15 protein-coding genes are annotated in these 23114 nt (G+C 70.7%); 5 read left to right on the top strand and 10 right to left on the bottom strand.

The window, feature by feature from the left end:
* Positions 1-183 precede the first annotated feature (183 nt).
* Positions 184-5496, bottom strand: coding sequence for a pullulanase-type alpha-1,6-glucosidase (gene pulA / locus ACZ4LX_RS09645; RefSeq protein ID WP_467634483.1), 5313 nt, complete (start codon positions 5494-5496; stop codon positions 184-186).
* An 86-nt stretch (positions 5497-5582) separates the two neighbouring features.
* A complete protein-coding gene (locus tag ACZ4LX_RS09650) occupies positions 5583-7304 on the bottom strand; it encodes a carbohydrate-binding module family 20 domain-containing protein (RefSeq protein WP_467634480.1) in 1722 nt (573 codons plus the stop codon).
* Between the two features lie 509 nt (positions 7305-7813).
* Between ACZ4LX_RS09650 and ACZ4LX_RS09655 the strand changes: the two genes are divergently transcribed.
* A complete protein-coding gene (locus ACZ4LX_RS09655; protein ID WP_467634477.1) occupies positions 7814-8278 on the top strand; it encodes a hypothetical protein in 465 nt (154 codons plus the stop codon).
* Between the two features lie 118 nt (positions 8279-8396).
* On the opposite strand, the gene ACZ4LX_RS09660 is transcribed toward ACZ4LX_RS09655, so the two are convergent.
* The 5 genes from ACZ4LX_RS09660 to ACZ4LX_RS09680 all read right to left on the bottom strand — a co-directional run bounded on the left by ACZ4LX_RS09660 (position 8397) and on the right by ACZ4LX_RS09680 (position 14473).
* Positions 8397-9464 carry a LacI family DNA-binding transcriptional regulator gene (locus tag ACZ4LX_RS09660; RefSeq protein WP_467634474.1) on the bottom strand — a complete coding sequence of 356 codons (1068 nt, stop codon included), beginning with the start codon at positions 9462-9464 and terminating at the stop codon, positions 8397-8399.
* Positions 9449-11173, bottom strand: a complete 1725-nt coding sequence (locus ACZ4LX_RS09665) for a glycoside hydrolase family 13 protein (protein WP_467634471.1) — start codon at positions 11171-11173, stop codon at positions 9449-9451. The genes ACZ4LX_RS09660 and ACZ4LX_RS09665 overlap by 16 nt, the downstream gene beginning before the upstream one ends.
* 106 nt (positions 11174-11279) lie before the next feature.
* Positions 11280-12158: a sugar ABC transporter permease gene (locus ACZ4LX_RS09670; RefSeq protein WP_467634467.1), complete on the bottom strand. Its 879-nt coding sequence runs from the start codon at positions 12156-12158 to the stop codon at positions 11280-11282.
* A complete protein-coding gene (locus ACZ4LX_RS09675; protein ID WP_467634464.1) occupies positions 12155-13174 on the bottom strand; it encodes a carbohydrate ABC transporter permease in 1020 nt (339 codons plus the stop codon). Before ACZ4LX_RS09675 ends, ACZ4LX_RS09670 begins: the two co-directional genes overlap by 4 nt.
* Positions 13175-13195: 21 nt before the next feature.
* Positions 13196-14473 (bottom strand): extracellular solute-binding protein, encoded by a 1278-nt coding sequence (locus ACZ4LX_RS09680; RefSeq protein ID WP_467634461.1) that lies wholly within the window; start codon positions 14471-14473, stop codon positions 13196-13198.
* A 383-nt stretch (positions 14474-14856) separates the two neighbouring features.
* Between ACZ4LX_RS09680 and ACZ4LX_RS09685 the strand changes: the two genes are divergently transcribed.
* Both ACZ4LX_RS09685 and ACZ4LX_RS09690 read left to right on the top strand, forming a co-directional pair.
* The gene (locus ACZ4LX_RS09685; RefSeq protein ID WP_467634458.1) at positions 14857-15924 is read left to right on the top strand and encodes a LacI family DNA-binding transcriptional regulator; all 1068 of its coding nucleotides are present in this window, start codon (positions 14857-14859) and stop codon (positions 15922-15924) included.
* A gap of 75 nt (positions 15925-15999) precedes the next feature.
* A complete protein-coding gene (locus tag ACZ4LX_RS09690) occupies positions 16000-16965 on the top strand; it encodes a phosphatase PAP2 family protein (RefSeq protein WP_467634455.1) in 966 nt (321 codons plus the stop codon).
* Positions 16966-17156: 191 nt separating this feature from the next.
* Here the strand turns inward: ACZ4LX_RS09690 and ACZ4LX_RS09695 are convergent, their stop codons facing one another.
* Complete coding sequence (locus tag ACZ4LX_RS09695) at positions 17157-20162, bottom strand: bifunctional [glutamine synthetase] adenylyltransferase/[glutamine synthetase]-adenylyl-L-tyrosine phosphorylase (RefSeq protein ID WP_467634452.1); 3006 nt, start codon at positions 20160-20162, stop codon at positions 17157-17159.
* A 332-nt stretch (positions 20163-20494) separates the two neighbouring features.
* On the opposite strand from ACZ4LX_RS09695, the gene ACZ4LX_RS09700 reads away from it, so the two are divergent.
* On the top strand, positions 20495-21010 hold the full coding sequence (locus ACZ4LX_RS09700) for a pyridoxamine 5'-phosphate oxidase family protein (RefSeq protein ID WP_467634449.1): 516 nt from the start codon (positions 20495-20497) through the stop codon (positions 21008-21010).
* Positions 21011-21136: 126 nt separating this feature from the next.
* Here the strand turns inward: ACZ4LX_RS09700 and ACZ4LX_RS09705 are convergent, their stop codons facing one another.
* A complete protein-coding gene (locus ACZ4LX_RS09705; RefSeq protein WP_467634446.1) occupies positions 21137-21925 on the bottom strand; it encodes a putative protein N(5)-glutamine methyltransferase in 789 nt (262 codons plus the stop codon).
* A 183-nt stretch (positions 21926-22108) separates the two neighbouring features.
* Complete coding sequence (locus ACZ4LX_RS09710) at positions 22109-22336, bottom strand: hypothetical protein (RefSeq protein ID WP_467634443.1); 228 nt, start codon at positions 22334-22336, stop codon at positions 22109-22111.
* Positions 22337-22473: 137 nt separating this feature from the next.
* On the opposite strand from ACZ4LX_RS09710, the gene ACZ4LX_RS09715 reads away from it, so the two are divergent.
* A complete protein-coding gene (locus ACZ4LX_RS09715) occupies positions 22474-23064 on the top strand; it encodes an acyl-CoA-like ligand-binding transcription factor (RefSeq protein WP_467634440.1) in 591 nt (196 codons plus the stop codon).
* The last annotated feature ends 50 nt before the right edge of the window (positions 23065-23114 follow it).

The raw sequence follows: 23114 nt of genomic DNA on the forward strand, positions 1-23114 counted from the left end.
CGTCGCTGACCAGGTGGGCCGGCCGGCCCCGGCCCCCGCGCCCCGCACGGCACCGGCAGGCGATCGACGCCGGTGCGTGGAGGAGGGGGCCGGGACCGGCCGGGTGGAGTGGAAGGGCGTACCCGGGAGGGTGGTGATACGGCTCTCCCCGGCATGCTTGCCCACACGGTAGTCCCGATACGGTCAGCGCAGTGAAAACACCGCCACCGTGCGCCCCGGAACGGTGAAACTGCCCGAACTCCGCTCGTACGTCGACTTCTTGACGGTAAGATCCGCACCCGCCGCCTGGACCGGATGCAGGGCGTAGTTCTTTCCGGCCAGGGCTGTGACCTGCTGGGTGGTGGTGCCCGGTGCCGCGTTGAGGACGACGACGAGCCCGCCGAGCCGCATGGTGATGACGCCGGGCGTCTCGTCCTTGCCGGAGAGCGGGAAGGAGAGCGTGGACTGCACCTGTCCGGTGGTGGAGAGGCCGAAGTCCTTCTCCGTGGCGCGGATGGTGAGCAGGTCCTGGTAGGCGGCCGAGGCTCCGGTGATCTGGGCGCAGCCGGGGCTGATCGCGGTGTTGGTCAGCAGCGGCTCGGCGTAGGACCACTTGGCCGCGTTGTCCGCGGCGGGCGGCAGTCCTCGGCCGAAGCCGTTGCCCGCACGGCAGTCCCAGTGCAGGGCGTTGAACCAGTCGCCGCTGTCGAAGGAGTTGCGGTCCAGGGACTTGGAGCGCAGCAGGTCGGTGCCGGCCTGGGAGAGCGAGGGACCCTGCGAGAGGGTGGCCGTCGCCATGGCCAGGACCTGCATCCGGGCCCGGTCCGCTGCCGAGGTGCCCGCCGGGAGCTTGAAGGCGAGGGTGTCGTAGAGCGTCTCGTTGTCGTGGGCGTCGGAGTAGGCGAGGGCGTCACCGGGGGCGGCGGCGTAGCCGGCCGGGGCGCCGTTGTAGTCGACGCCCGAGCCCTTGACCGTGGTGCCGGTGGTGTCGGTGAAGGTGAAGTCGGCCAGGTTGCCGGTGAGCCCGACCTTGATCAGGTCCTGGTAGTGGAGGAGCCGGGCCTTCTGTTCGGCCTCGGTGCCGTTGTGGGTGGAGGTGTTGGGGTCGGTGTAGAGGCCGGTGGCGAAGCCCTGGACGCCGGGGTCCTCGTCGAACGGGGAGCCGCCGCGTACGGCGTCGCGGGCCCGGTCGGAGAAGGTGGCGATGCCGGTGCCGGCCATGTTCTTCTGGGTGGCCTGGACGAAGCGGGCGTCGTCGGCGATCTCGCCGAAGTTCCAGCCCTCCCCGTACAGGATGATCTTCTTGCCGTCGACCCCGTCCTTGGCGGGGGTCAGCGCGTCGAGTGCCTTGCGGACGGCCAGGATGTTGGCCTTGGGGTGGTGGCCCATGAGGTCGAAGCGGAAGCCGTCGACCTTGTACTCCCTGGCCCAGGTGACGACCGAGTCGACGACGAGCTTGCCCATCATGGTGTTCTCGGGCGCGGTGTTGGCGCAGCAGGTGGAGGTGGCGACGGTGCCGTCCTCCAGGAGCCGCTGGTAGTAGCCGGGCACGATCCGGTCGAGCACGGACTTGTCGTCCTGGCCGGAGGCGACGGTGTGGTTGTAGACGACGTCCATGACGGTCCGCAGACCGGCGCCGTTGAGGCCCTGGACCATCTGCCGGAACTCGACCGTGCGCCTGGTGCCGTCGGGGTCGGAGGCGTAGCTGCCCTCGGGGACGGTGTAGTGCAGCGGGTCGTAGCCCCAGTTGAAGGCGTCCTTCGCGGCGGCCTTGGCCACGCAGGCCTGCTGTTCCTCGGAGTCGGGGGCGTAGACGGACAGGTCGCAGGCCGGCTTCCGCTGGTCCGACTTCTTCTCGGGGATGGTGCCGATGTCGAAGGCGGGCAGCAGGTGGACGTAGGTGGTGCCGGAGCCGGCGAGCTGCTTGAGGTGCTTCATCCCGTCGGAACGGGTGTCGGTGAAGGCGAGGTACTCGCCGGGGTGCTTCGAGGTGGGGTCCGCGATGGAGAAGTCGCGGATGTGGAGTTCCTGGATCCGGGCGTCGCGCAGCGGTACGGCGGCGGGCTTGGCCAGAGCGCTCCAGCCCTTGGGCGCGAGCTTGCCGTCCTCCAGGTCGACCACGAGGCTCCGGGCGGAGTCGGTGGTCAGGGCGGTGGAGTAGGGGTCGGTGACCTTGTTGGTGACGAGCTTCTGGACGGTGGGCGCCCAGACGTTCACGACGTACCGGTAGGGCTTGCCGTTCCAGCTCCTCTTCCCGGTGACGGACCAGACGCCGGTGCGGTCGTCGCGCCGCATCGGGACGTTCCTGCCGTCGAGTTCGAGCGAGACGGTCCGGGCGGTGGGTGCCCAGACGGACAGCGTGGGCGTGCCGTGCCGGAAGACCGGGCCGAGGGCCGCGCCGCTCGCCCGCTCCCCGTAGAGGTCGTCGAGCACACCGGCGCTCTGGACGCCGGTGGCGGCGAGCAGGGCGCCGTTGGCGGCGCGCTGGGTGGCGATCAGCTGGCCGCGCAGGGCCTCGCGGACCCGGTCGCGGTCACGGGCGTCGACGGTGAAGGCCGGGTAGTCCTTGAGGTGCGGGTACTTCGCCTTCTGCGCGTCGCTCAGCGCGGACGGGGTGAGCCGCAGCCACTGGCCCTCGTCGGTCAGGGCCCCGTCGACGACGGAGATGCCGCCGCTCGGCGCGTACACGAGCTGCTGGCTGGTGGCCCCGGTGGCCTTCACCTTCCAGACGACGGTGTCGGCGTCGATCCACTGGGCCTCGGCCTTGGTGAGGTCGGGCGTGGGGACGCCGCCGGTCTGCGGGAGCAGGTAGCCGGCCGTGCCGCCGAGCATCCACACCTCGTGGCCGTAGGTGGCGAGGTCGAGCGACTGGTCGCTGGGCAGGTCCTTCTCGTCGCCCCGGTGCAGGATGTAGCTGAGGGCGGTGGCCCCGTCGGCGAGCGGGACCTCGAAGGTGAGGCCCGAGGCGTCCTTCTTCACCGGCTGGAGCGGCTTGGACCAGTCGGTCGGCTCCTTGGCGCCGGTCCAGGTGTGCAGGCCCCAGCCGTCGTAGTCGCCGTCGGCCCGGTAGTAGTGCAGGACGGCCTTGGTGGTGTCGGGTGCCGGGTAGGCGCCGTCGGGGGCGGTGTCGGCCTGTCCGTCCGCGCCCTGCTCGATCCAGACCTGTCCGGTCTTCGCGAGGTCGACGGCGCGCTCGGGTCCGTCGGCGGTGCCGGACTTCTCGACGGTGTACGGGACCGAGGAGGCGCCTTCCGGGACCTTGATCCAGGCGAAGGCTCCGTAGGCGTCGCGCCCGGTGAAGGCGGCGGTGGTCTCGCCGGACCTGGCCTGCCAGCCGTCGTAGTCGCCGTCGGCGCGCTTGTAGTGGACGACGGCGTAGTCGCGTTCGACGGCGACGGGCTTGGCCGGGGCGGGTGCCTGTCCGGCGGTGGACGAGGCGAGCGCGCTCGCGGTGCGGCCGGTGCGGTCGACGACCACGGCCTTGTAGCGCAGCGGTGTCCCGGCGGCGGTGGTGCCGTCGATGGTCTGGGTGACCTTGTACGGGGCGTGGTCGGCGGTGCCGAGGGTGGTCCACCCGCCGTTGCCGGTCTGGGCGGCGAAGACGACCCGGTCGAGGGAGCCGCCGTCGACGTCCGCGGTGAGCTCGACGGTGCCGGTGGCGCCGGCGGCCGGTGCCTTCAGCGTGATCGAGGGCCTGGCCGCGGGGGCGCCCAGGGTCTTCGCGGCGCGCAGCACGATGCTGGACAGGGCCGGGACGGTGACCGTGATCCTCTTGTCGGCGCCGCTGCGGACCGTACCGGAACCGCCGTACAGCGTACGGAAGTCCATCCGGGCGGACTCGGTCGGCAGCTCGACGGTCTTCGCCTCGGTGCCGTTGTTCGTGGCGACCACGTACTCGTTGCTGTGGCCGGGGTCGATGCGGGAGAAGGCGTAGACGGAGCCCTCGGCGTAGCGCTCGGTCTGGACGCCGTCGCGCAGGGCCGGGTTCTTCGCGGTCAGCTCGGAGAGGGCGGCGATGGACCGGTAGAGCGGGTGGCGGGTGTCGTACGCGTCGGAGGCGTGGGTGCGGTCGGTGCCCAGTTCGTCGTCGTCGAGGTAGTCCTCGGTCTTCGAGGCGAACATCGTCTGGCGGGCGTCCTTGTCACCGCCCGCGCCGGTGAAGCCCTGCTCGTCGCCGTAGTAGACGACGGGGTTGCCCCGGCTGAGGAACATCAGCTCGTTGGCGAGCTGGGCGCGCCTGACCAGTTCCGCGTCGTCGGCCTTCGGGTTGTCCTGCTTGAGGAAGGTGCCGATGCGGCCCATGTCGTGGTTGCCGAGGAAGGTCACCTGCTCGTAGGCGTTGGCCTTGTCGGTGGTGTACCGGTAGTCGTCGCCGAAGACGGCGGCGAGCTTCGAGGCCGGGGCGCCCTGCGAGGCGTACTGGCGGGCCGCTTCCTGGAACGGGAAGTCGAGCGTCGCGTCCAGCCGCCCCTGGGTGACGTAGGGCGAGGTGATCGCGGTGTCGGAGGAGTAGACCTCGCCGAACATGAAGAAGTCCTCGCGCCCGTGCTCGGCCGCGTAGGCGTCGAGCGCGGTGGCCCACTGGGTCCAGAAGTCCATGTCGACGTGTTTGACGGTGTCGATGCGGAAGCCGTCGATGTCGAAGTCGCGGACCCACTTCTCGTAGATCTTCTCCATGCCGGAGACGACCTCGGGCCGTTCGGTCCACAGGTCGTCGAGCCCGGAGAAGTCGCCGTACGTGGTGGACTCGCCGGCATAGGTCGAGTCGCCCCGGTTGTGGTACATCGTGGGGTCGTTGAGCCAGGCCGGCGTCTTCCCGCCGGTGGTGACCGGCTGGTACGGGAAGGAGCCGGCGTCCACCTTCGCCATGCCCGAGGCGTCGTCGAAGGGGCGGCCGTCGCGGTCGAGGTAGGGGTAGGCGCCCTTGGGCTTGTAGCCGTAGGTCTTCTCGGCGTAGTCGACGGTGTCGGCCGTGTGGTTGGTGATGACGTCGAAGAAGACCTTCATGCCCTTGCGGTGGGCCCGCTCGATCAGCTTCGTCAGATCGGCGTTGGTGCCGAAGTGCGGGTCGACCTGGGTGAAGTCGGTGATCCAGTAGCCGTGGTAGCCGGCCGAGGCGTCCTTGCCGGTGCCCTGCACGGGCCGGTTCCTGAAGATCGGGGCGAGCCAGATGGCGGTGGTGCCGAGCCCCTTGATGTAGTCGAGCCGGTCGGTCAGCCCCTTGAGGTCGCCGCCCTGGTAGAACCCCTTGTCCGTGGGGTCGTACCCGGTCTCCAGCCGCGAACCGGTCAGCCCGCCCCTGTCGTTGCCGGTGTCGCCGTTGGCGAAGCGGTCGGGCATGACGAAGTAGAACTGCTCGCGGGTCAGGTCGTGACGGGAGGGCGTGGCCGCCAGTTTCGCGTCCGACGGCGCGGCGGGCGGTCTGGGCGCGGCGGACGCGGAGGCCGCCGGCACGAGCGGGAGCAGCGCCGTGCACAACGCGGCGACGGCTCCTCGTCTCAGGGTGGAACGGAACACGGGCGGGGTCTCCTTGTATGTGGGACGAGGGTGCGCCGGGTGCCGCGCCGGAGGATCCCGGCGCGGCACGCGGACAGGCGGAGGGGTCAGCCGCGCCAGACGTCGGCGGTCAGGGCGACCTTGCCGGAGGACGGCACGGTGGCGGTGCGGTTGGCGCCGCTCTCCCAGGTGACGTTGCCGCTCGCGTCCTTGCGGATGTACTTGTACTCGAACGACGTACCGGCGGGCAGGCTCACGTCGAGCTTCCAGACGGGGTACGTGGCCGGGTCCAGCTTCAGCGCGCTGCCGGGGTTCCAGTTGCCGAGGGCGGACTGGTTGCCGGTGACGTAGATGTTCTGGCCGAGCTGGGTGGTGGCGTTGACGCCGAAGGAGGCGCCGCTGGTGCCCGTTCCCGGGTCGGTCGGATCGGTCGGGTCGGTGGAGCCGCCGCCGCAGGTGCGGGCGCCGGTCTGGAGGGCGAGGGCGGTGTTGGCGCCGAGCGTGGCGGTGAACTGGCCGGAGCCGTTGACCGTGACGCCGTTGCCGGACTGGATGTCGCAGTAGTCGCCGGCGGGCAGCGAGGTCTGGAACGTACGGGTCAGCGAGGAGCCCTCGTGGTTGATCGCGACGTACGCCTTGGAGCCCCGGCCGAAGGCGATCTGGTCGCCGCCGTTGTCCCACCAGTTGGTCACGGTCTCGCCGCGCGCGGTGTTGCGGAAGCCGACCATGGAGGAGATCTCGCGCCAGGCGTGCTGGCACTTCCAGCCGTCGCTGTAGCAGGCGTTCACCGTGCCGCCGCTGGGCGGGCCGGCGTCCTTGTCGGACCACTCGTAGCCGGAGTGCACGTCGGGCGAGCCGTAGGGCCAGGCCAGCATGAACACGCTGGCGAGCGTGTAGTTGGCGCCGTCCTTGTAGTTCAGCGTCTCGCCGTTGCGCTCGGTGTCGTGGTTGTCGACGAAGACCGCGGCCTTGGAGGAGGACATGAAGCCCCAGCCCTCGCCGAAGTTCTTCAGGTTGGCGAGGTTCTCGTTGTTGAAGACCTGCTTGAGGCTGCGGGCGTAGCGGAACTCCTGGACGTCGCCGGTGCCGGCGTACTCGTCGGGCGAGACCGCCTCGCCGGCTCCGTAGATCGCCTCCTGCTTCCAGTAGACGCCGGAGTTGCTCAGCCGGGACTTGATGTTGGCGAGGTCACCGGCGGGCATGTGCTTGGCCGCGTCGATGCGGAAGCCGTCGACGCCGAGCGACAGCAGGTCGTTCAGATAACCGGCGATCCTGCCGCGTACGTACTCCTCGCCGGTGTCCAGGTCGGCCAGGCCGACGAGTTCGCAGTTCTGGACGTTGGCGCGGTCGCCGTAGTTGCTGATCTGCGACTGGCAGTCGTTCATGTCGTTGACCGAGTACAGGCCGGGGTAGTCGTACTTGGTGTACGAGGAACCGCCCGTGCCCGTGCCGGAACCGGCCGACATGTGGTTGATGACCGAGTCGGCGACGACCTTGACGCCCGCGCTGTGGCAGGTGCTGACCATGTTGGCGAAGGAGGTGCGGTCGCCGAGCCGTCCGGCGATCTTGTAGCTGACCGGCTGGTACGAGGTCCACCACTGCCCGCCCTGGATGTGTTCCTGGGGCGGCGAGACCTGTACGAAGCCGTAGCCGGCCGGGCCGAGGGAGTCGGTACACGCCTTGGCGACGGAGTCGAACTTCCACTCGAAGAGAACAGCGGTGACGTCCTTGGTGCCCGGGGCGGAGGCCTGGGCGTTCGTGGCGGGGACCACGAGAGCGGCGGCGCCGGCTATCAGGGCGAGCGCGGCAGACAGGGGTCTGCTGGCCATTGTTTCCTCCTGCGGTGGGGGAAATGCGGGTGACGGTACCGAGGCCCCGGGCTGCCTCCGATCCGAAGCGGCCCGAAGCCTCGCAGCCTCATACGGCAACGCGCCCTGCCCTCAAGGCTCCTGAAGGTTCTTGCTGCAAGAATGCAAACCTTGCCGCGGGGAGACCGTACGAGCCCGTCAGGTTCCGGTCAACCCTTTGGACACTCCCTGCTCACATCCCCGAAATACTGGAGATTTCTTCCTGCAAGGTCTTACGCAAGACATTGCAGCGCTGTTAAGTTTCTTCCGACTCCGGTCCGGTCGGCCGGGGGTCCCGTCACCCACGGGCCCCACGCGCCCGGCCGGCCGGGCCGGTCACCGACAAGAGGGGCACCTGGAGTCACACTCCCCGCCGGCCCGTCCGGGCCGACTCCCGGTGCCTCTCCTGCGTGTGACGGACCGGCAGGGAGCCTCTGCCGTCTCGGGCCCGGCATGGACCTGCTGCCGTTTCCTGCCTACGCTCAGGCCCCATGCGCACCCACCGCCCCCTGACCAAGCGCGGGCGCGTCCTCGTCCGTACCGCCGTGGCCTTCGTGCTGCTCGTCTCCCTGGGCGGCGGGCTCGGCCTGGCCGCCGAGGGCGTCGAGGGCCGCGAAGCGCTGCGCGAGGGCCCCGTGGGCGCCTTGGCCCCCACCGACCGCACCTGCGGCAAGGAGTCCTGCTCCTGGACCGGCACCTTCACCAGCACCGACGGGACCGTCACCGCGCGGAACGTCGAGCTGAGGGACGCGGTCGAGATCCGCCGCGGTGATGCCTTGCCCGCCAGGATCGACGGTGTCCGGCTCGCGAAGGACGCCGAGGCCGCCTACACCGCCGACTACGGCTGGCACGGCCCGGTCGTGAAGGGCGCGGTGCTCGCCGTCCTGGGCCTGGCGATCGCGACCGGCCTCGTCCTGATGCTGCGCCGGCAACGCGCCACCGCCCGGCCCGCCTGACAGCTGCCACCCCGCCCGACAGCCACCGCCCGGCCCGCCCGGCAGCCACCGCGGTCACCCCGCCCGGCATACGACGGGGCCGGGTCCCCCCTCCGGACCCGGCCCCGATTCCCTCGCCTCAGGCGCTGCGCAGCGCCGCAGTCGACCCCCGTACCACCAGCTCGGGCTGGAACACGTACTCCGTGCGCTGTACGGGACTTCCGCCTATCTCCTCCAGCAGCGCGCCCACCGCGGCCGCCGCCATCGCCTGGACGGGCTGGCGCACCGTGGTCAGCGGCGGGTCGGTGAACGCGATGAGCTGCGAGTCGTCGAACCCCACCACGGACACGTCACGCGGCACGTCGAGCCCTCGGTCCCGGGCGGCGCGCACCACGCCCAGCGCCATCAGGTCGCTGCCGCAGACGATGCCCGTACACCCCTGGTCCAGCAGCGCACCGGCCGCCACCTGGCCGCCCTCGACGCTGAACAGCGTCGAGCACACCAGGAGTTCGGCGTCGGCGCGGTCCAGGCCCAGCAGGGAGACCGCGGCGTCCACGAACCCGTCCCGCTTGCGGCGGGAGGGCACATAGCGCTGGGGTCCGATGGCCAGACCGACCCGGCGGTGGCCGAGTTCGGCCAGGTGCCCGACGGCCATCCGCACGGCGGCGTTGTCATCGGGCGAGACGAACGGGGCACTGATCCGCTCGTTGTAGCCGTTGATCAGGACGAACGGCACACCCCGGTCGGTGAGCGCGGCATAGCGCGCCGGGTCGGCCGAGGTGTCGGCGTGCAGTCCGGAGAGGAACACGATGCCGCCGACGCCGCGTTCGACGAGCTGCTCGACGAGCTCGTCCTCCGTGGCGCCGCCGGGCAGCTGGGTGCAGAGCACCGGTGTGTAGCCGTGGCCCGCGAGGACCTGTTCGACGGACTGGGCGAACGCCGGGAAGATCGGGTTGGTGAGCTCGGGCGTCACCAGTCCGATCAGCCCGGCGCTGCGCTGCCGCAGCCGTACCGGGCGCTCGTAGCCCAGGATGTCGAGCGCCGCGAGCACCCGCTGACGCGTGATGTCCGCGACGCCCGGCTTGCCGTTGAGCACCCGGCTGACGGTCGCCTCGCTGACGGACGCCTGGCCGGCGATGTCCGACAGCCGCAGCGCGCCGCCCGTCCCGGGGCCTCGCGGCAGGGGAACACTCACACCGTCCACCACACCGTGGTGTCGGCCGGCAGCTCGATCTCGGCGCCGTCGGTGGCGACCGGGGTGCTGGACAGCAGGACGGTGCCGCGTACGGGGATGCGGACCGGGGCGCCCGTCGTGTTCACCGTGCAGACGAAACCGGGACGGCCGAAGACCAGCAGGCCCTCGGGGGCGTCCAGCCACTCCACGTCGGTCCCGGCGCCGAGTCCGGGGTGCACCCGGCGTGCGGCGATCGCGGCCCGGTACAGCTCCAGGGTGGAGCCGGCCGCGCCGGTCTGGGCCTCGATGCTCAGCTCGCCCCAGCCGGTGGGCTGCGGCAGCCAGCTGCCGCCCTCGCCGAAGCCGTACGAGCTGCCTTCGCGGGTCCACGGGATCGGGACGCGGCAGCCGTCGCGGAATCCGTCCTGGCCCTCGGCCCGGAAGAACGAGGGGTCCTGGCGGGCCTCGTCGGGCAGGTCGGTGACGTCGGGCAGGCCGAGCTCCTCGCCCTGGTAGACGTAGGCGGAGCCGGGCAGCGCCAGCATCAGCAGGCTGGCCGCGCGGGCCCGGCGCAGACCCAGCTCGCGGTCGCCCGCGGTGCGGATCTGGGTGCCGAGGCCCGCCGGGTTGGCGAACCGGGTGGCGTGCCGGGTGACGTCGTGGTTGGAGAGCACCCAGGTGGTGGGGGCACCGACCGGGCGCATGGCGTTCAGCGAGGTGTCGATGACCGCGCGCAGCTCGGCGGCGTCCCAGGCGGTGGCCAGGTACTGGAAGTTGAAGGCCTGGTGCATCTCGTCGGGGCGCACGTAGTTGGCGGTGCGCTCGACGGTGGGTGTCCAGGCCTCGGCGACCGCGATGCGCCCGCCCGTCGTCCGCCGCCCCTTCGGGGAAGGCCCTTCGGGCGCCATGGCGTCCGGGTACTCGTCGAGGATGGTGCGCCAGCTGCGGTAGATCGCGTGCACACCGTCCTGGTCGAAGAACGGCATGACATCGTTTCCGAGCAGCTTGAGCTGGTCGTGCGTGCCCAGGTCGGGCAGTCCCTCGGCCTTGACGAGACCGTGCGCGACGTCGACCCGGAAGCCGTCGACGCCCATGTCGAGCCAGAAGCGCAGGATCGAGCGGAACTCGTCGGCGACGGCCGGGTGCTCCCAGTTGAAGTCGGGCTGCTCGGGGGCGAAGAGGTGGAGGTACCACTCGCCGGGGGTCCCGTCCGGGCCGGTGGTGCGGGTCCAGGCCGGGCCGCCGAAGATGGACTCCCAGTCGTTGGGCGGGAGTTCGCCGTCGACGCCCTTGCCGGGGCGGAAGTGGTAACGATCGCGCAGCGCGGAGCCGGGGCCCTCGGCGAGCGCGCGCTTGAACCACTCGTGCTGGTCGGACGAGTGGTTGGGCACCAGGTCGACGATGATCCGCAGGCCCAGGTCATGGGCGTCCCGGATCAGGGCGTCGGCGTCCAGCAGGGTGCCGAACATGGGGTCGATCGCCCGGTAGTCGGCGACGTCGTAGCCCGCGTCGGCCTGCGGGGAGGCGTAGAAGGGGCTGAGCCACACCGCGTCGACGCCGAGGTCCTTGAGGTAGGGGAGCCGGGCGGTGACGCCTGCGAGGTCGCCCATGCCGTCGCCGTTGCCGTCGGCGAAGCTGCGCGGATAGACCTGGTAGATCACCGCGTCCTGCCACCAGCCGGTGCGGTGGCCCGGGGCGTCGTCGGACGTGCCGGTGGAGGGGGCAGCGAGGTGCTGGGTCATGTCGTCCCTGGGGTGTCTGGGTGGGGGGTGGCGCCGGGACCGGGTCGGGATGCCGGCGCCACCGTGACTGGTGCGTGCGGGTCGTACGGCCGTGCGCTGCGGACAATCAGCCCTTGACGGCTCCGGCGGACATGCCGGTGACCAGGTGCTTCTGTGCGAACAGGAAGACCAGGGCCGCGGGTATCGCGATCAGCACGGACGCCGCGGTCATCGGGCCCCACTGGGCCCCGTACCGGTTGACGAACAGCTGGAGTCCGCCCGCGAGCGTGAGGTTGTCCTCGCCGACCATGAAGGCGGAGGCGTACGCCACTTCGCCCCAGGCGGTGATGAAGGAGTAGAACGCGGTGACGGCGAGGCCGGGCTTGGCCAGCGGCAGGATGAGCCGCCAGAACGTGCCGAACGGGGTGAGGCCGTCGACCTGGCCCGACTCGTCGATCTCGCGCGGGATGGTGTCGAAGAAGCCCTTCATCATCCAGGCGCAGAACGGCACCGAGATGGTGAGGTAGGTGATGACCAGACCGGTCGGCTTATTCAGCAGGCCCATGCCCGCCATGATGTTGTAGATCGGCACGATGAGGACGGCGACCGGGAACATCTGGGTGACCAGCAGCGTCCACATCAGTCCGCGCTTGCCGGGGAAGCGGAAGCGGCTGACCGCGTAGCCGGTGGAGGCGGAGACGATGACGCCGGCCAGGGTGGTGAGGCCCGCGACGACCACGGAGTTGCCGAACCAGGTCAGGAACTTCGTGTTCTGGAGCAGGTTCGTGTAGTTCTCGAACGTCGTCTCTTTGAAGAAGTCCGTGGTGGTCGCGTACGCGGCGGGCTTCAGCGAGGTGAGCAGCACCCAGAGCACGGGGAAGACGGCGATCACGGACGCGACGATGAGCGTCAGGTGCAGCGCGGTGGAGGCCAGCGGCGAACGCTCGCCGCGCAGCCGGACCTTGGGCGCGGAGTGGCGCGCGGAGGGGGCGGGGGCCGTGGTCACCAGTCATCTCCCTGGGTGCGGAGGACTCGCCGGTAGATCGCGGCGAAGACCATCAGGAGTACGAGGATCAGCACGCCCCAGGTGGAGGAGAGCGCGAAGTCGCGCGGACTGATCTCGAAGGAGAACTTGTAGGCCTGCGTCACCAGGATCTGGGTGGCGTCGCCGGGTCCGCCGCTGGTCAGCAGGAAGATCACCGGGAACATGTTGAAGGTCCAGATGGTGGAGAGCAGGATCACCGTCGTGGAGACGGGGCGCAGTCCGGGCAGCGTGATGTGGCGGAAGCGCTGCCAGGCGGTGGCGCCGTCCATCTCCGCGGCCTCGTAGTGCTCGCTGGGGATGGACTGGAGGCCGCCGAGGAGAGCGACCATCATGAACGGCACGCCGAGCCACACGTTGACGGCGATGACGGAGAACTTGGCCCAGGTGGGGTCGTTCAGCCAGGGTATGCCGTCGAATCCGCCGCCGGAGAGGATCCTGTTGAGCAGCCCCCGGTCCTCGTTGTAGAGGAAGCGCCAGGCGAAGACGGAGACGAAGCCGGGGATGGCCCAGGGCAGGATGAGCGCCATCCGGTAGGCGGAGCGCCCGGCGATCCTGCGGTTGAGCATGTTGGCGAGGGCCATGCCGAGGGCGAAGGTGATGGCCACACAGGAGACCGTCCACACCAGGGTCCACCCGAGAGTGCCGAGGAACTCGTTGCCGGTGAGCACATCGGTGTAGTTGTCCAGGCCCACGAACTTGTACGTCGCGGGGATGTGGTTGACACCGATGGACCGTTCGACGTTGCGCTCGTTGGCGTCGGTCAGCGACAGGTAGATGCCGCGGACCAGCGGGTATCCGATGATCACGCCGATCACGATCACGACGGGCGCGACCATGGTCCAGGCGTACCAGTGCGTCGACAGAGTCCGCCGGATCCTGCCCGGGGGCTTGGGGTTACCAGTACCGCGGCTCCGGCCGCGGGCGACGATGTCGTCGCCCGCGGCCTTCGCCACCGACTGGCTGGTGTGGACAGCCATCAGCCGGCCTGCCTTCCTGAGTTACTTCCAGCCCTTGAGGAGCTTGCGGTAGGAGTCGCCGGTCGTCTTGACGGCCTTCTCCGGGGAGGTCTGGCCGGTGAGGACCTTGGTGTACTCGGTGACGAGCGGGGCGAAGAGGCTGCCCGTCTCGGGGATCCAGGGGCGCTCGACGGCGCTCTCGACGACCGGCTTGAAGAAGCCGACGATCTCGTTGTCGACCACGGACTCCTCGGCGTAGGCGGAGGTACGGGTCGGCAGCAGGTTGAGCTCCTTGGTGACCTGGGCCTGCGTCTTGACGGAGGTCATGTAGTCGACGAAGGCGTAGGAGGCGTCGAGGTTCTTGGAACCGGCGTAGACGGCCAGGTTGTGACCGCCCTGCGGGGCGCCCTGCGCGGTGGAGCCGGCCGGGACCGGGGCGACACCCAGGTTGGCCTTGTCCTTGAACTCGTTGCCGGCGTAGGTGTCGGCGACGGCCCACGGGCCGTTGATCATCATCGCGACCTTGCCGTCCTTGAAGGACGACTGCATGTTCTCCCAGCCGTCCGTCGCGTCGGTCTTCGCGGCACCGGAGTCCACGAGGTCCTTGACGACCTTCATGGCCTTGACGCCGGCGGCGTTGTCGATGGTGACGGTCTTGTCGGTGGCGTTGACCATGTCGCCGCCCTCCCCGTAGAGGAAGGACAGGAACCAGTACGCGTCGTCGCCGCGCAGGTAGAAGCCGGTCTTGCCGGTCTTTTCCTTGATCTTCTTCGAGACGGTCTTCAGCTCGTCGATCGTCTTCGGAACCTCGACGCCGGCCTCCTTGAACATCTTCTTGTTGTAGAAGACGCCCATGGAGTCGATGACCTGCGGCACCGCGTACGTCTTGCCGTTGTACTTGGTGGACGCGGCGGCCTGCTTCAGGAAGTCGTCCTGCTTCACCAGGGCGGTGGTGCCGTCCAGCGGGGCGAGGTAGCCGAGGTCCGCGAACTCGGGGGTCCAGGCGACCTCGGAGCGGATCACGTCGGGGGCGCCGGAGCCGGACTGGGCCGCGTTCTTGAACTTGTTCTGAGCATCACCGAAGGGCACGTTGACGTACTTGACGTCGACCTTCGGGTGCTCCTTCTCGAAGCCCTCGGCGATCTTCTTGAAGACCTTGTCCTCGCTGCCCGCGGTGGAGGTGTCCCACCACGTCACGGTGCCGGAGAGCTCGCCGGAGCCCTTGGAGGTGCCGTTGGAACTGTCGTCATCGCTGCCGCAAGCGGTCGCCGCGAGCGCCAGGGCCGCGACCAGGGCGGTGGCCGTTATGCCACGTCGCATCTGAACTCCTTCAACTGCCGTACCGCTCCGTCGCGGCGCCGGGTCGACGTGAACGTAACAAGGATGAAAGACGGCCGAAAGACTTTGCGGAAGATTTCTGCAAGCTCCGGCGATCGTTACATTCGCGTGTCCTCACGGTTGCCGTCAAGCCTCTTGACGGAAGCACCCGATCCCTGGCATCGAGGGGGCCACCACGGCCGATTCCGCAGTGCGACGATCTGACCGCAACCCGCAATCCAGCTCCGCAAGGCCTTGCAAGATGTTGCTGCCGGCCGGCGGGGCCACCGGCTCCCGCCCCGGCCCGCGAGCGCCCGCGCGGGCGCTGTCGTCCGATTCCTGCCCATGGTGGGCAATCCGACCCATGCCCGGTACAGTCCAGTCCCATGACCGCACGGCTTGCCGATATCGCAACTCAGGCGGGGGTCAGCGAAGCGACGGTCAGCCGAGTACTGAACGGCAAGCCCGGTGTTGCCGCGACCACCCGCGAATCCGTCCTTGCCGCGCTCGACGTCCTCGGATACGAACGGCCCGTACGGCTGCGCAGGCGCAGCGCCGGCCTGGTCGGTCTGATCACGCCCGAGCTGGAGAACCCCATCTTCCCGGCGCTCGCCCAGGTCATCGGCCAGGCGCTGACGCGACAGGGGTACACCCCGGTGCTGGCCACCCAGACCCCCGGCGGCTCCACCGAGGACGAGCTCACCGAGATGCTGGTCGACCGGGGCGTCTCCGGGATCATCTTCGTCTCCGGGCTGCACGCCGACACCTCCGCCGACATGCGGCGCTACGAACAACTGCGGGCCCAGGGCGTGCCCTTCGTCCTGGTCAACGGCTTCTCCCCCAAGGTGCAGGCGCCGTTCATCTCGCCGGACGACCGCGCCGCGATGCGGCTCGCGGTGACCCACCTGGTGTCGCTGGGCCACACCCGGATCGGCCTGGCGGTCGGCCCGAAGCGCTTCGTCCCCGTACTGCGCAAGATCGAGGGCTTCCACGCCACGATGCGGGAGCAGTTGAACCTCACCGAGGACGAGGCCGAGGAGCTGATCCAGCACTCCCTGTACACGCTGGAGGGCGGTCAGGCGGCCGCCTCCGCGCTGATGGAGCGGGGCTGCACGGCGGTCGTGTGCGCGAGCGACATGATGGCGCTCGGCGCGATCCGCGCCGCCCGCCGGGTCTCCCGGGACGTGCCGCGCGACCTTTCGGTGGTCGGTTACGACGACTCGCCGCTCATAGCGTTCACCGATCCGCCGCTGACCACGATCCGGCAGCCGGTGACGGCGATGGGCCAGGCCGCCGTGCGCACGCTGCTGGAGGAGATCGGCGGCACACCCGCACCGCACAGCGAATTCGTGTTCATGCCCGAACTCGTCGTGCGCGGTTCGACGGCCGCGGGTCCCGGTCCGGACACGGCCTCCACCGCCCCGACGGTCCCAGGATCCCACGCGCACCCGTAACCCGCAGGACGTGCGGCCCGCTCCCCGCCGGAGGATCATCAGGCGAAGGGGGCAAATCTGGCAGACTCTGTGCCTATGGGTGAATTGAGCGTGAAACCACAGGAAGGCCGTAGGGCGGCCACCCCGTCACCCATCGTGAACGAGGCGGCTCCTGAGGCGAATACGAAGCAGAACGGCGAAGCGAACCGGATCGGCAGACTGCTCGACCGGGGCCTGGCAGGACTGCGTGCCCCACGGTCGCCCCGGCGGCCACGCCTCTGGTTCGAAATCCTGCTCATCGCGGTCAGTTACTGGCTGTACTCGCTGGTGCGCAACGCCGTCCCCGAGCAGAAGGCGGCGGCCCTCTCCAACGCCGACTGGCTCTGGTCGGTCGAGCGGTTCATGGGCATCGCCGTGGAGCAGTCCGTCAACCACGCGGTCAACTCGGTGACATGGCTGATCGTGTCGATGAACTACTACTACGCGACCCTGCACTTCGTCGTCACCGTCGGGGTGCTCATCTGGCTGTTCCGCCGCCACCCGGGACGCTACGCACCGGCCCGCCTGGCCCTGTTCGCGACCACGGCGGTCGCTCTCCTCGGCTACTACCTGTACCCCCTGGCCCCGCCCCGTCTGATGAACGGCGGCAACTTCATCGACACGGTCCTGGTCCACCAGACCTGGGGCTCGATGGCCTCGGGCAACTTCAAGCAGATGTCGAACCAGTACGCGGCGATGCCGTCGATACACATCGGCTGGTCGCTCTGGTGCGGCCTGACCATCTTCGCGCTGGCCTCCGCCCCGTGGGCGCGGATCCTGGGCCTGGTCTACCCGGCGCTCACCCTGGTCGTGATCGTGTCGACCGCGAACCACTTCTGGCTGGACGCGGTGGGCGGCATGGCGTGCCTGGCTTTCGGATACGCGGTGTCCTACGCCTGGTACGGAGCGCTGCCGCACCATCTGCCGAAGCTCGTCCCCTCGAAGTCCACCCGCCGCCCTCGCCTGGCGGCGGTGACGAGAGGCCCCCGCACCACACCGAAGGCGGCGGCCGGCCGCAACTGAGGGCTGTCCCCCACGGAACGGGCAGGGAACGGGCAGGGAACAGGCAGGCGACGCACTCGGGCCGGGCGCGGGACGGTATCGACGCCGGCGTCTCGTACGAGACCTTCACCGGGCGGGTACGAGGCCTCCGGCTCTCCGGGCCTCCCACAGGCCCTGCCAGGGGCCAGGGGTCCCGGCACAAAGGGGCCTCCTCACACCACCGCCCCGTAGAACAGCTCCTCCACCACCGCGCGGGCCCGGCGCGTGATCCGCCGGTAGTCGTCCAGCATGTCGCCGACATGGCCGGGCTCGTACCCCAGATACCGCCCCACCGCGGTCAGCTCCCTCGGCCCGGAGGGGAAGGTGTCGCCCGGCCTCCCCCGCACCAGCATCACCGCGTTGCGCACCCGAGTCGCCAGTACCCATGCCTCGTCCAGCGTCTGCGCGTCCTCCCCTGAGATCAGCTCCGCCGCACACGCCGCCGCCAGCGCCTCCCTCGTACGGGTGGTGCGCAGCCCCGGCTCCGCCCAGCCGTGCCGCATCTGCATCAGCTGGACCGTCCACTCGACATCGCTCAGCCCGCCCCGCCCCAGCTTGGTGTGGAGGGTCGGGTCCGCGCCGCGCGGCAGCCGCTCGGACTCCATCCGGGCCTTCAGCCGCCGGATCTCGCGGACCGCGTCCTCGCCCAGCCCCTCCATCGGGTACCGCAGCGGGTCGATGAGTTCGATGAAGTCCCGGCCCAGCTCCGCGTCGCCCGCCATCGGCTGGGCCCGCAGAAGGGCCTGGCTCTCCCAGACCAGCGACCAGCGCCGGTAGTACGCCTCGTACGACTTCAGTGTGCGCACCAGTGGCCCGCTCTTGCCCTCCGGGCGCAGATCCGCGTCGATGAGCAGCGGCGGGTCCGCGGTGGGAAGCTGGAGCAGCCGGCGCATCTCGGTGACCACCCGGTTCGCGGCCCGGCCCGCCTCCTGCTCGTCGACGCCCTCCCGGGGCGCGTGCACGAACAGGACGTCCGCGTCGGAGCCGTATCCGAGCTCCTGGCCGCCGAAGCGGCCCATGCCGATCACCGCGAAGCGGGTGGGCAGGGTGTCGCCCCACTCCGCGCGGACGGCGGCGCGCAGCGCGCCGGCGATGGTGACGGCGTTCAGATCGGTGACGGCGCTGCCGACCCGGTCGACGAGCGCCCCGTGATCGGGTTCGGCGGGGCTGTCCTCCGTGCCGTAGGAGCCGATGAGGTCCGCGGCCGTCGTCCGGAACAGCTCGCGCCTGCGCACCCCGCGCACCACCGCGACCGCCGATTCCGCGTCGTCCGCGCGCCCCACGGCGGCCAGCACCTCCTGCTCCAGGTGGTCCCGGCTGCGGGGTGTGAGCCCCTGCGGGTCGCCGAGGAGCGCGACGGCCTCGGGGGCGCGCATCAGCAGGTCGGGGGCGAGGCGGCCGGCCGAGAGGACCCGGGCCAGGTTCTCCGCGGCGGCCCCCTCGTCCCGCAGGAGCCGCAGGTACCACGGGGTCTTGCCGAGGGCGTCGGACACCTGGCGGAAGCCGAGGAGCCCGGCGTCCGGGTCGGCGGAGTCCGCGAACCAGCCGAGCAGCACCGGCAGCAGTGTGCGCTGGATGGCGGCCTTGCGCGACACCCCGGAGGACAGCGCCTCCAGATGCCGCAGGGCGGCGGCCGGGTCCTCGTATCCGAGGGCTTCGAGCCGGTGCGTGGCGGCCTTGGTGCTGAGCCGGGACTCGCCGGGCGCGAGCTGGGCGACGGCGTCGAGCAGCGGCCGGTAGAACAGCTTCTCGTGCAGCCGCCGCACCACGGACGCATGCCTCTTCCAGGCCTGGTTCAGCTCGGCGATGGGATCGGTGCGCATGCCGAGGGAGCGTCCGAGCCTTCGCAGGTCGGGCTCGTCCACCGGGACCAGGTGGGTGCGGCGCAGCCGGTAGAGCTGGATGCGGTGTTCCATGGCGCGCAGGAACCGATAGGCGTCGTCCAGCTGGGCGGCGTCGACCCGTCCCACGTATCCGCCCGCGGCGAGCGCGCCCAGCGCCTCCAGGGTCGATCCGCTGCGCAGGGCGGGGTCGTTGCGTCCGTGCACGAGCTGGAGCAGCTGGACGGCGAACTCGACGTCCCGCAGTCCGCCGGGGCCCAGCTTGATCTCGCGGTCGACCCGGTCGGCGGGAATGGTGTCGATGACGCGGCGGCGCATCTTCTGTACGTCGGGCACGAAGTTCTCGCGGTCCGCGGCCTGCCAGACGAGCGGCGAGACGGCATCGACGTACTCGGCGCCCAGCTCGGGGTCACCGGCCACCGGCCGGGCCTTCAGGAGCGCCTGGAACTCCCAGGTCTTGGCCCAGCGCTGGTAGTAGGCGAGGTGCGAGCTGAGCGTGCGCACGAGGGGCCCGTTGCGGCCCTCCGGCCGGAGGTTGGCGTCGACGGGCCAGATGGTGCCCTCGACGGTCGTGTCGGAGCAGATCCGCATCATGTGCGCGGCCAGCCGGGTGGCGGCCCGCATGGCCTCGGTCTCCTCGGCGCCGTCGGTGTGGTCGGCGGGTTCCGCCACGAAGATGACGTCGACGTCGGAGACGTAGTTCAGCTCGTGTCCGCCGCACTTGCCCATCGCGATGACGGCGAGCCGGCACTGCGCGGCGTCGGCGGGCGTGGCCGTACGCGCGATGGCGAGCGCGGCCCGGAGCGTGGCGGTGGCCAGGTCGGCCAGTTCCGCGGCGGCCTCGGCGACGTCCGTCGTGCCGCACACGTCGCGTGCCGCTATCGACAGCAGGCACCGGCGGTAGGCGACGCGCAACGAGTCCGGATCGTCGGCCCCGGCCAGTTCGTACTCGAACTCGGGCACTCCCGGGTGCAGATCTGCCGCCTCGTAGGTGACGAGGGCCTGCCAGTCGCGCGGATGCCGGGCCAGGTGGTCGCCGAGCGCCTCGGATGCCCCGAGCACCCCGAGGAGCCGGTCCCGCAGGGGCTTGGCGGTGACGAGCGTGTCCAGCAGGATCTGCCGCTCCTCGGGCTCCTCGGCCTCGACGAGCCGGACGACGCCGCGCAGCGCCAGATCGGGGTCGGCGGTGGCCCCGAGGGCTTCGAGGAGGACGGGGTCGGTGCGCACGGAGGACAGCTCCGGCAGATCGAGCAGCTGCTCGGCGGCGGACGGGTCGGTGAAACCGTGCCGCAGCAGTCGGGTGAACGTACTGCTCCTGCGCCCCGGCAATGTCGTCATTCCGCGCTCTCCCGCTCGCCGCCCGGTCACCACCCAGTTCTACGAGCTTAGACCGGCGGGCGACCGGCGGGTGGGTGAAGGTGCGGGCGGAAGGCGTGCGGTCGCGAGACCGGGGCCTGGGCGATGTCGTCGGCCTCCGCTGCCCGTGCCCCGGCGCCGGGCCTCGGGGGTGCGCGGTGGGCGGACCGCACCGCGGCTGCGCGTGACCGGCCCCGCGCCGCTGCCCCGGCCGCCGGTCGCTCCCGGTTCCGGCACCGATGAGTTCGGAGCGCGTACGCGGTCGTTACCTGACAGGCAGGATCGCTTCGAGGACCCGACCGGGAGGCCCCACCATGTCCGTATCCGAACCCGTCACCGAGCTGGACCCCCGCTACAGCAGCCCGGGCGCCGAACCCGGTGCCTGGGCGGACGCGCGGCGGCTGCTGTCCGAGGCCGAGCTGTACTGGCTGAGCACGGTCCGTCCGGACGGCCGCCCGCACGTCACACCCCTGATCGGCGTCTGGTGGCAGGACGCACTGCACTTCTGTACGGGCCCCGAGGAGCGCAAGGCCCGCAATCTGGCGGCCAACGACGAGGTGGTCCTCACGACCGGCAGCAACGCGTGGTCGGCGGGGCTGGACGTGGTGGTCGAGGGCCGGGCCGAGCGGGTCACGGACGGGGAGAGGCTGACCGGGCTCGCGAAGGCCTTCGAGGCGAAGTACGGGCCGGACTGGCACTTCGACGTGGCGGACGGCGAGTTCGTGGGCGCGCCGGGCAACCGGGCGGGGGTCTTCGCGGTGTTCCCGCGCACGGTGTTCGGTTTCGGCAAGGGTGATCCGTTCACCCAGACCCGGTGGCGCTTCGTCTGAGGCGCCCTGCCCCGAACGGGCCCCGGGCAGGGGCCCATTCGGGGCTCGCCCGGCGTCGGGACCGTCCGGGCCCGCCCCAAGCCTCCGGCCCGACGGGGGCTCAACCGGCTGCCGGGACCGTCCGGCTCAGCCCGGCAGGGTCCCGATGACGACGGTGGCGCACAGCTCGTCGGAGGCGACCACACGCGGGACGAGCCCGCTGCCGCGCACGGCCTCCACGGCCCGTGCCGCCTGCCGTTCGCTGGTCTCGGCCAGCAGGCTGCCGCCCGGAGCCAGCCATCGCGGCGCCTCGGCGGCCACCCGGCGCAGCACGTCGAGGCCGTCGTCGCCTCCGTCGAGGGCGACGAGCGGTTCATGGACGCGCGCCTCGGCGGGCAGCAGGGCGACATCGTCCGTCGGTACGTACGGCACATTGGCGAGGAGTACGTCGACACGTCCGCGCAGGGAACCGGGCAGCGGGGCGAAGAGGTCGCCCTCGTAGACCCGGCCCAGGCCTCCGAGATTGCGCCGGGCGCAGCGCACCGCGGCCGGTTCCACGTCGGCCGCGTGGAGTTCGACGCCGTCCAGCAGGGCGGCGAGCGCGACGCCCAGGGCGCCCGTACCGCAGCAGAGATCGACGACGACGTCGGGGGCCGGGGTCAGCTCCGCGGCCTGGCGGATCAGGAACTCGGTGCGGCGGCGGGGGACGAAGACGCCGGGATCCACGGCGATACGCAGACCGCCGAACTCGGCCCAGCCGAGGACGTGTTCCAGCGGATGACCGGCAACCCGCCGTTGCACCATGGCGGCGAGGTCGGCGGGCCCGGCCGCGGTCGCGGCGATCAGGTCCGCCTCGTCCTCGGCGAATACGCAGCCGGCGGAGCGGAGGGTGGTGACGAGGGAGGAGAGCACAAGCGGGGACAGCGGGACCGGCATGGAGCGGAGCCTTTCGGAAAAACGCCGATGGGTGCTCCGCGGCCGGTCACATCCGGTCGACCACGCGATCATGTGAGGCGAGCACCCAGCCTGATACAGCGGTGATGGGTCCCACCTCCTTCGGTACGTCCCCGTGCGGGGATGCGAAACACTACCTCAGCCCGGCTCCGGTCCCGCCCGGTATCAGCGCTTCCGGATCGAGTGGTCGTTGCCGCCGTCCAGAAAGCGGTTGTGGACGGCGATCGACGTGTTGGCCGCACGTATGTTGCGGATCTCCGCACTGTGATGGCGCTCGATCTGCTGGCCGTCGAAGTTCTCCGTACGGCGTCGTCGTTCCTTGAGCACCAGCTTCACGATCAGGAAGACGATCGTGAAGAGCAGCGCTCCGAGCAGCACAAGGATCTCGGTCATCGCTCATCCCCCGTCAATGGCCGACGCGTGTTCAGCGGTCGTACGGCCATTATCGGCGGACGGTCAGGAACAGTCCACCGCAGGCATCCAGGTCAAGCCGGCCCGTCCGGGCGTTCCCGCCGCGGATAATGGATCTCATGGAGCGCGCTGTGGGACTGCGGGAACGCAAGAAGGAAGCCACCCGGCAGGCCGTGCACGAAGCGGCCTTGCGGCTGACCGTCGAGCACGGCTTCGACCAGCTGACGGTGGAGGCGGTGGCCGATGCGGCCGGGATCTCCCGCAGAACGTTCTCCAACTACTTCGCGGGCAAGGAGGACGCCCTGCTCCACGGCGAGGAGCAGCAGATCCGGGAGCTCGTCCGGGCGGTGCGCGAGCGGCCCGCCGAGGAGGACGCGTGGACGGCGCTGCGGGCGGCCGTGGCCCAGTTCGCCGAGCGCGTCGCACCCCCGGAACGCGAATGGGCCGTACGCACCCGCCTCGCCATGCACCACCCCTCGCTCCTGGCCCGCCAGCTGGCCAACCACGCGGCGATGGAACGCGACTTGGCCGAGGCCGTGACCGCCCGCCCGGCCCGCTCGGCGGAGCCGGTACGCCCCCTGGTGCTCGCCGCGGCGTTCCTCTCCTCCCTGCGGATCGCGATGCGGCTGTGGATCGAGGAGGACCTGGCCCGGGAGCCCGTCGACGTGATCGACGAGGTGCTGGAGGAGATGGGGCGCAGCTTCGGCTGAAGAGCGGACGAGCTGAAGTCGGGCTCCGGACCTCACGGAGCCCCGGGCCT

This window comes from Streptomyces sp. NPDC026062, assembly GCF_055568375.1.

Excerpts from the sequence above, each read along its gene's own strand:
- ACZ4LX_RS09650 (WP_467634480.1), bottom strand. The coding sequence starts at position 7,304 with ATGGCCAGCAGACCCCTGTCTGCCGCGCTCGCCCTGATAGCCGGCGCC.
- ACZ4LX_RS09655 (WP_467634477.1), top strand. The coding sequence starts at position 7,814 with ATGCGCACCCACCGCCCCCTGACCAAGCGCGGGCGCGTCCTCGTCCGT.
- ACZ4LX_RS09665 (WP_467634471.1), bottom strand. The coding sequence starts at position 11,173 with ATGACCCAGCACCTCGCTGCCCCCTCCACCGGCACGTCCGACGACGCC.
- ACZ4LX_RS09675 (WP_467634464.1), bottom strand. The coding sequence starts at position 13,174 with ATGGCTGTCCACACCAGCCAGTCGGTGGCGAAGGCCGCGGGCGACGAC.
- ACZ4LX_RS09680 (WP_467634461.1), bottom strand. The coding sequence starts at position 14,473 with ATGCGACGTGGCATAACGGCCACCGCCCTGGTCGCGGCCCTGGCGCTC.
- ACZ4LX_RS09685 (WP_467634458.1), top strand. The coding sequence starts at position 14,857 with ATGACCGCACGGCTTGCCGATATCGCAACTCAGGCGGGGGTCAGCGAA.
- ACZ4LX_RS09690 (WP_467634455.1), top strand. The coding sequence starts at position 16,000 with ATGGGTGAATTGAGCGTGAAACCACAGGAAGGCCGTAGGGCGGCCACC.
- ACZ4LX_RS09695 (WP_467634452.1), bottom strand. The coding sequence starts at position 20,162 with ATGACGACATTGCCGGGGCGCAGGAGCAGTACGTTCACCCGACTGCTG.
- ACZ4LX_RS09700 (WP_467634449.1), top strand. The coding sequence starts at position 20,495 with ATGTCCGTATCCGAACCCGTCACCGAGCTGGACCCCCGCTACAGCAGC.
- ACZ4LX_RS09705 (WP_467634446.1), bottom strand. The coding sequence starts at position 21,925 with ATGCCGGTCCCGCTGTCCCCGCTTGTGCTCTCCTCCCTCGTCACCACC.
- ACZ4LX_RS09710 (WP_467634443.1), bottom strand. The coding sequence starts at position 22,336 with ATGACCGAGATCCTTGTGCTGCTCGGAGCGCTGCTCTTCACGATCGTC.
- ACZ4LX_RS09715 (WP_467634440.1), top strand. The coding sequence starts at position 22,474 with ATGGAGCGCGCTGTGGGACTGCGGGAACGCAAGAAGGAAGCCACCCGG.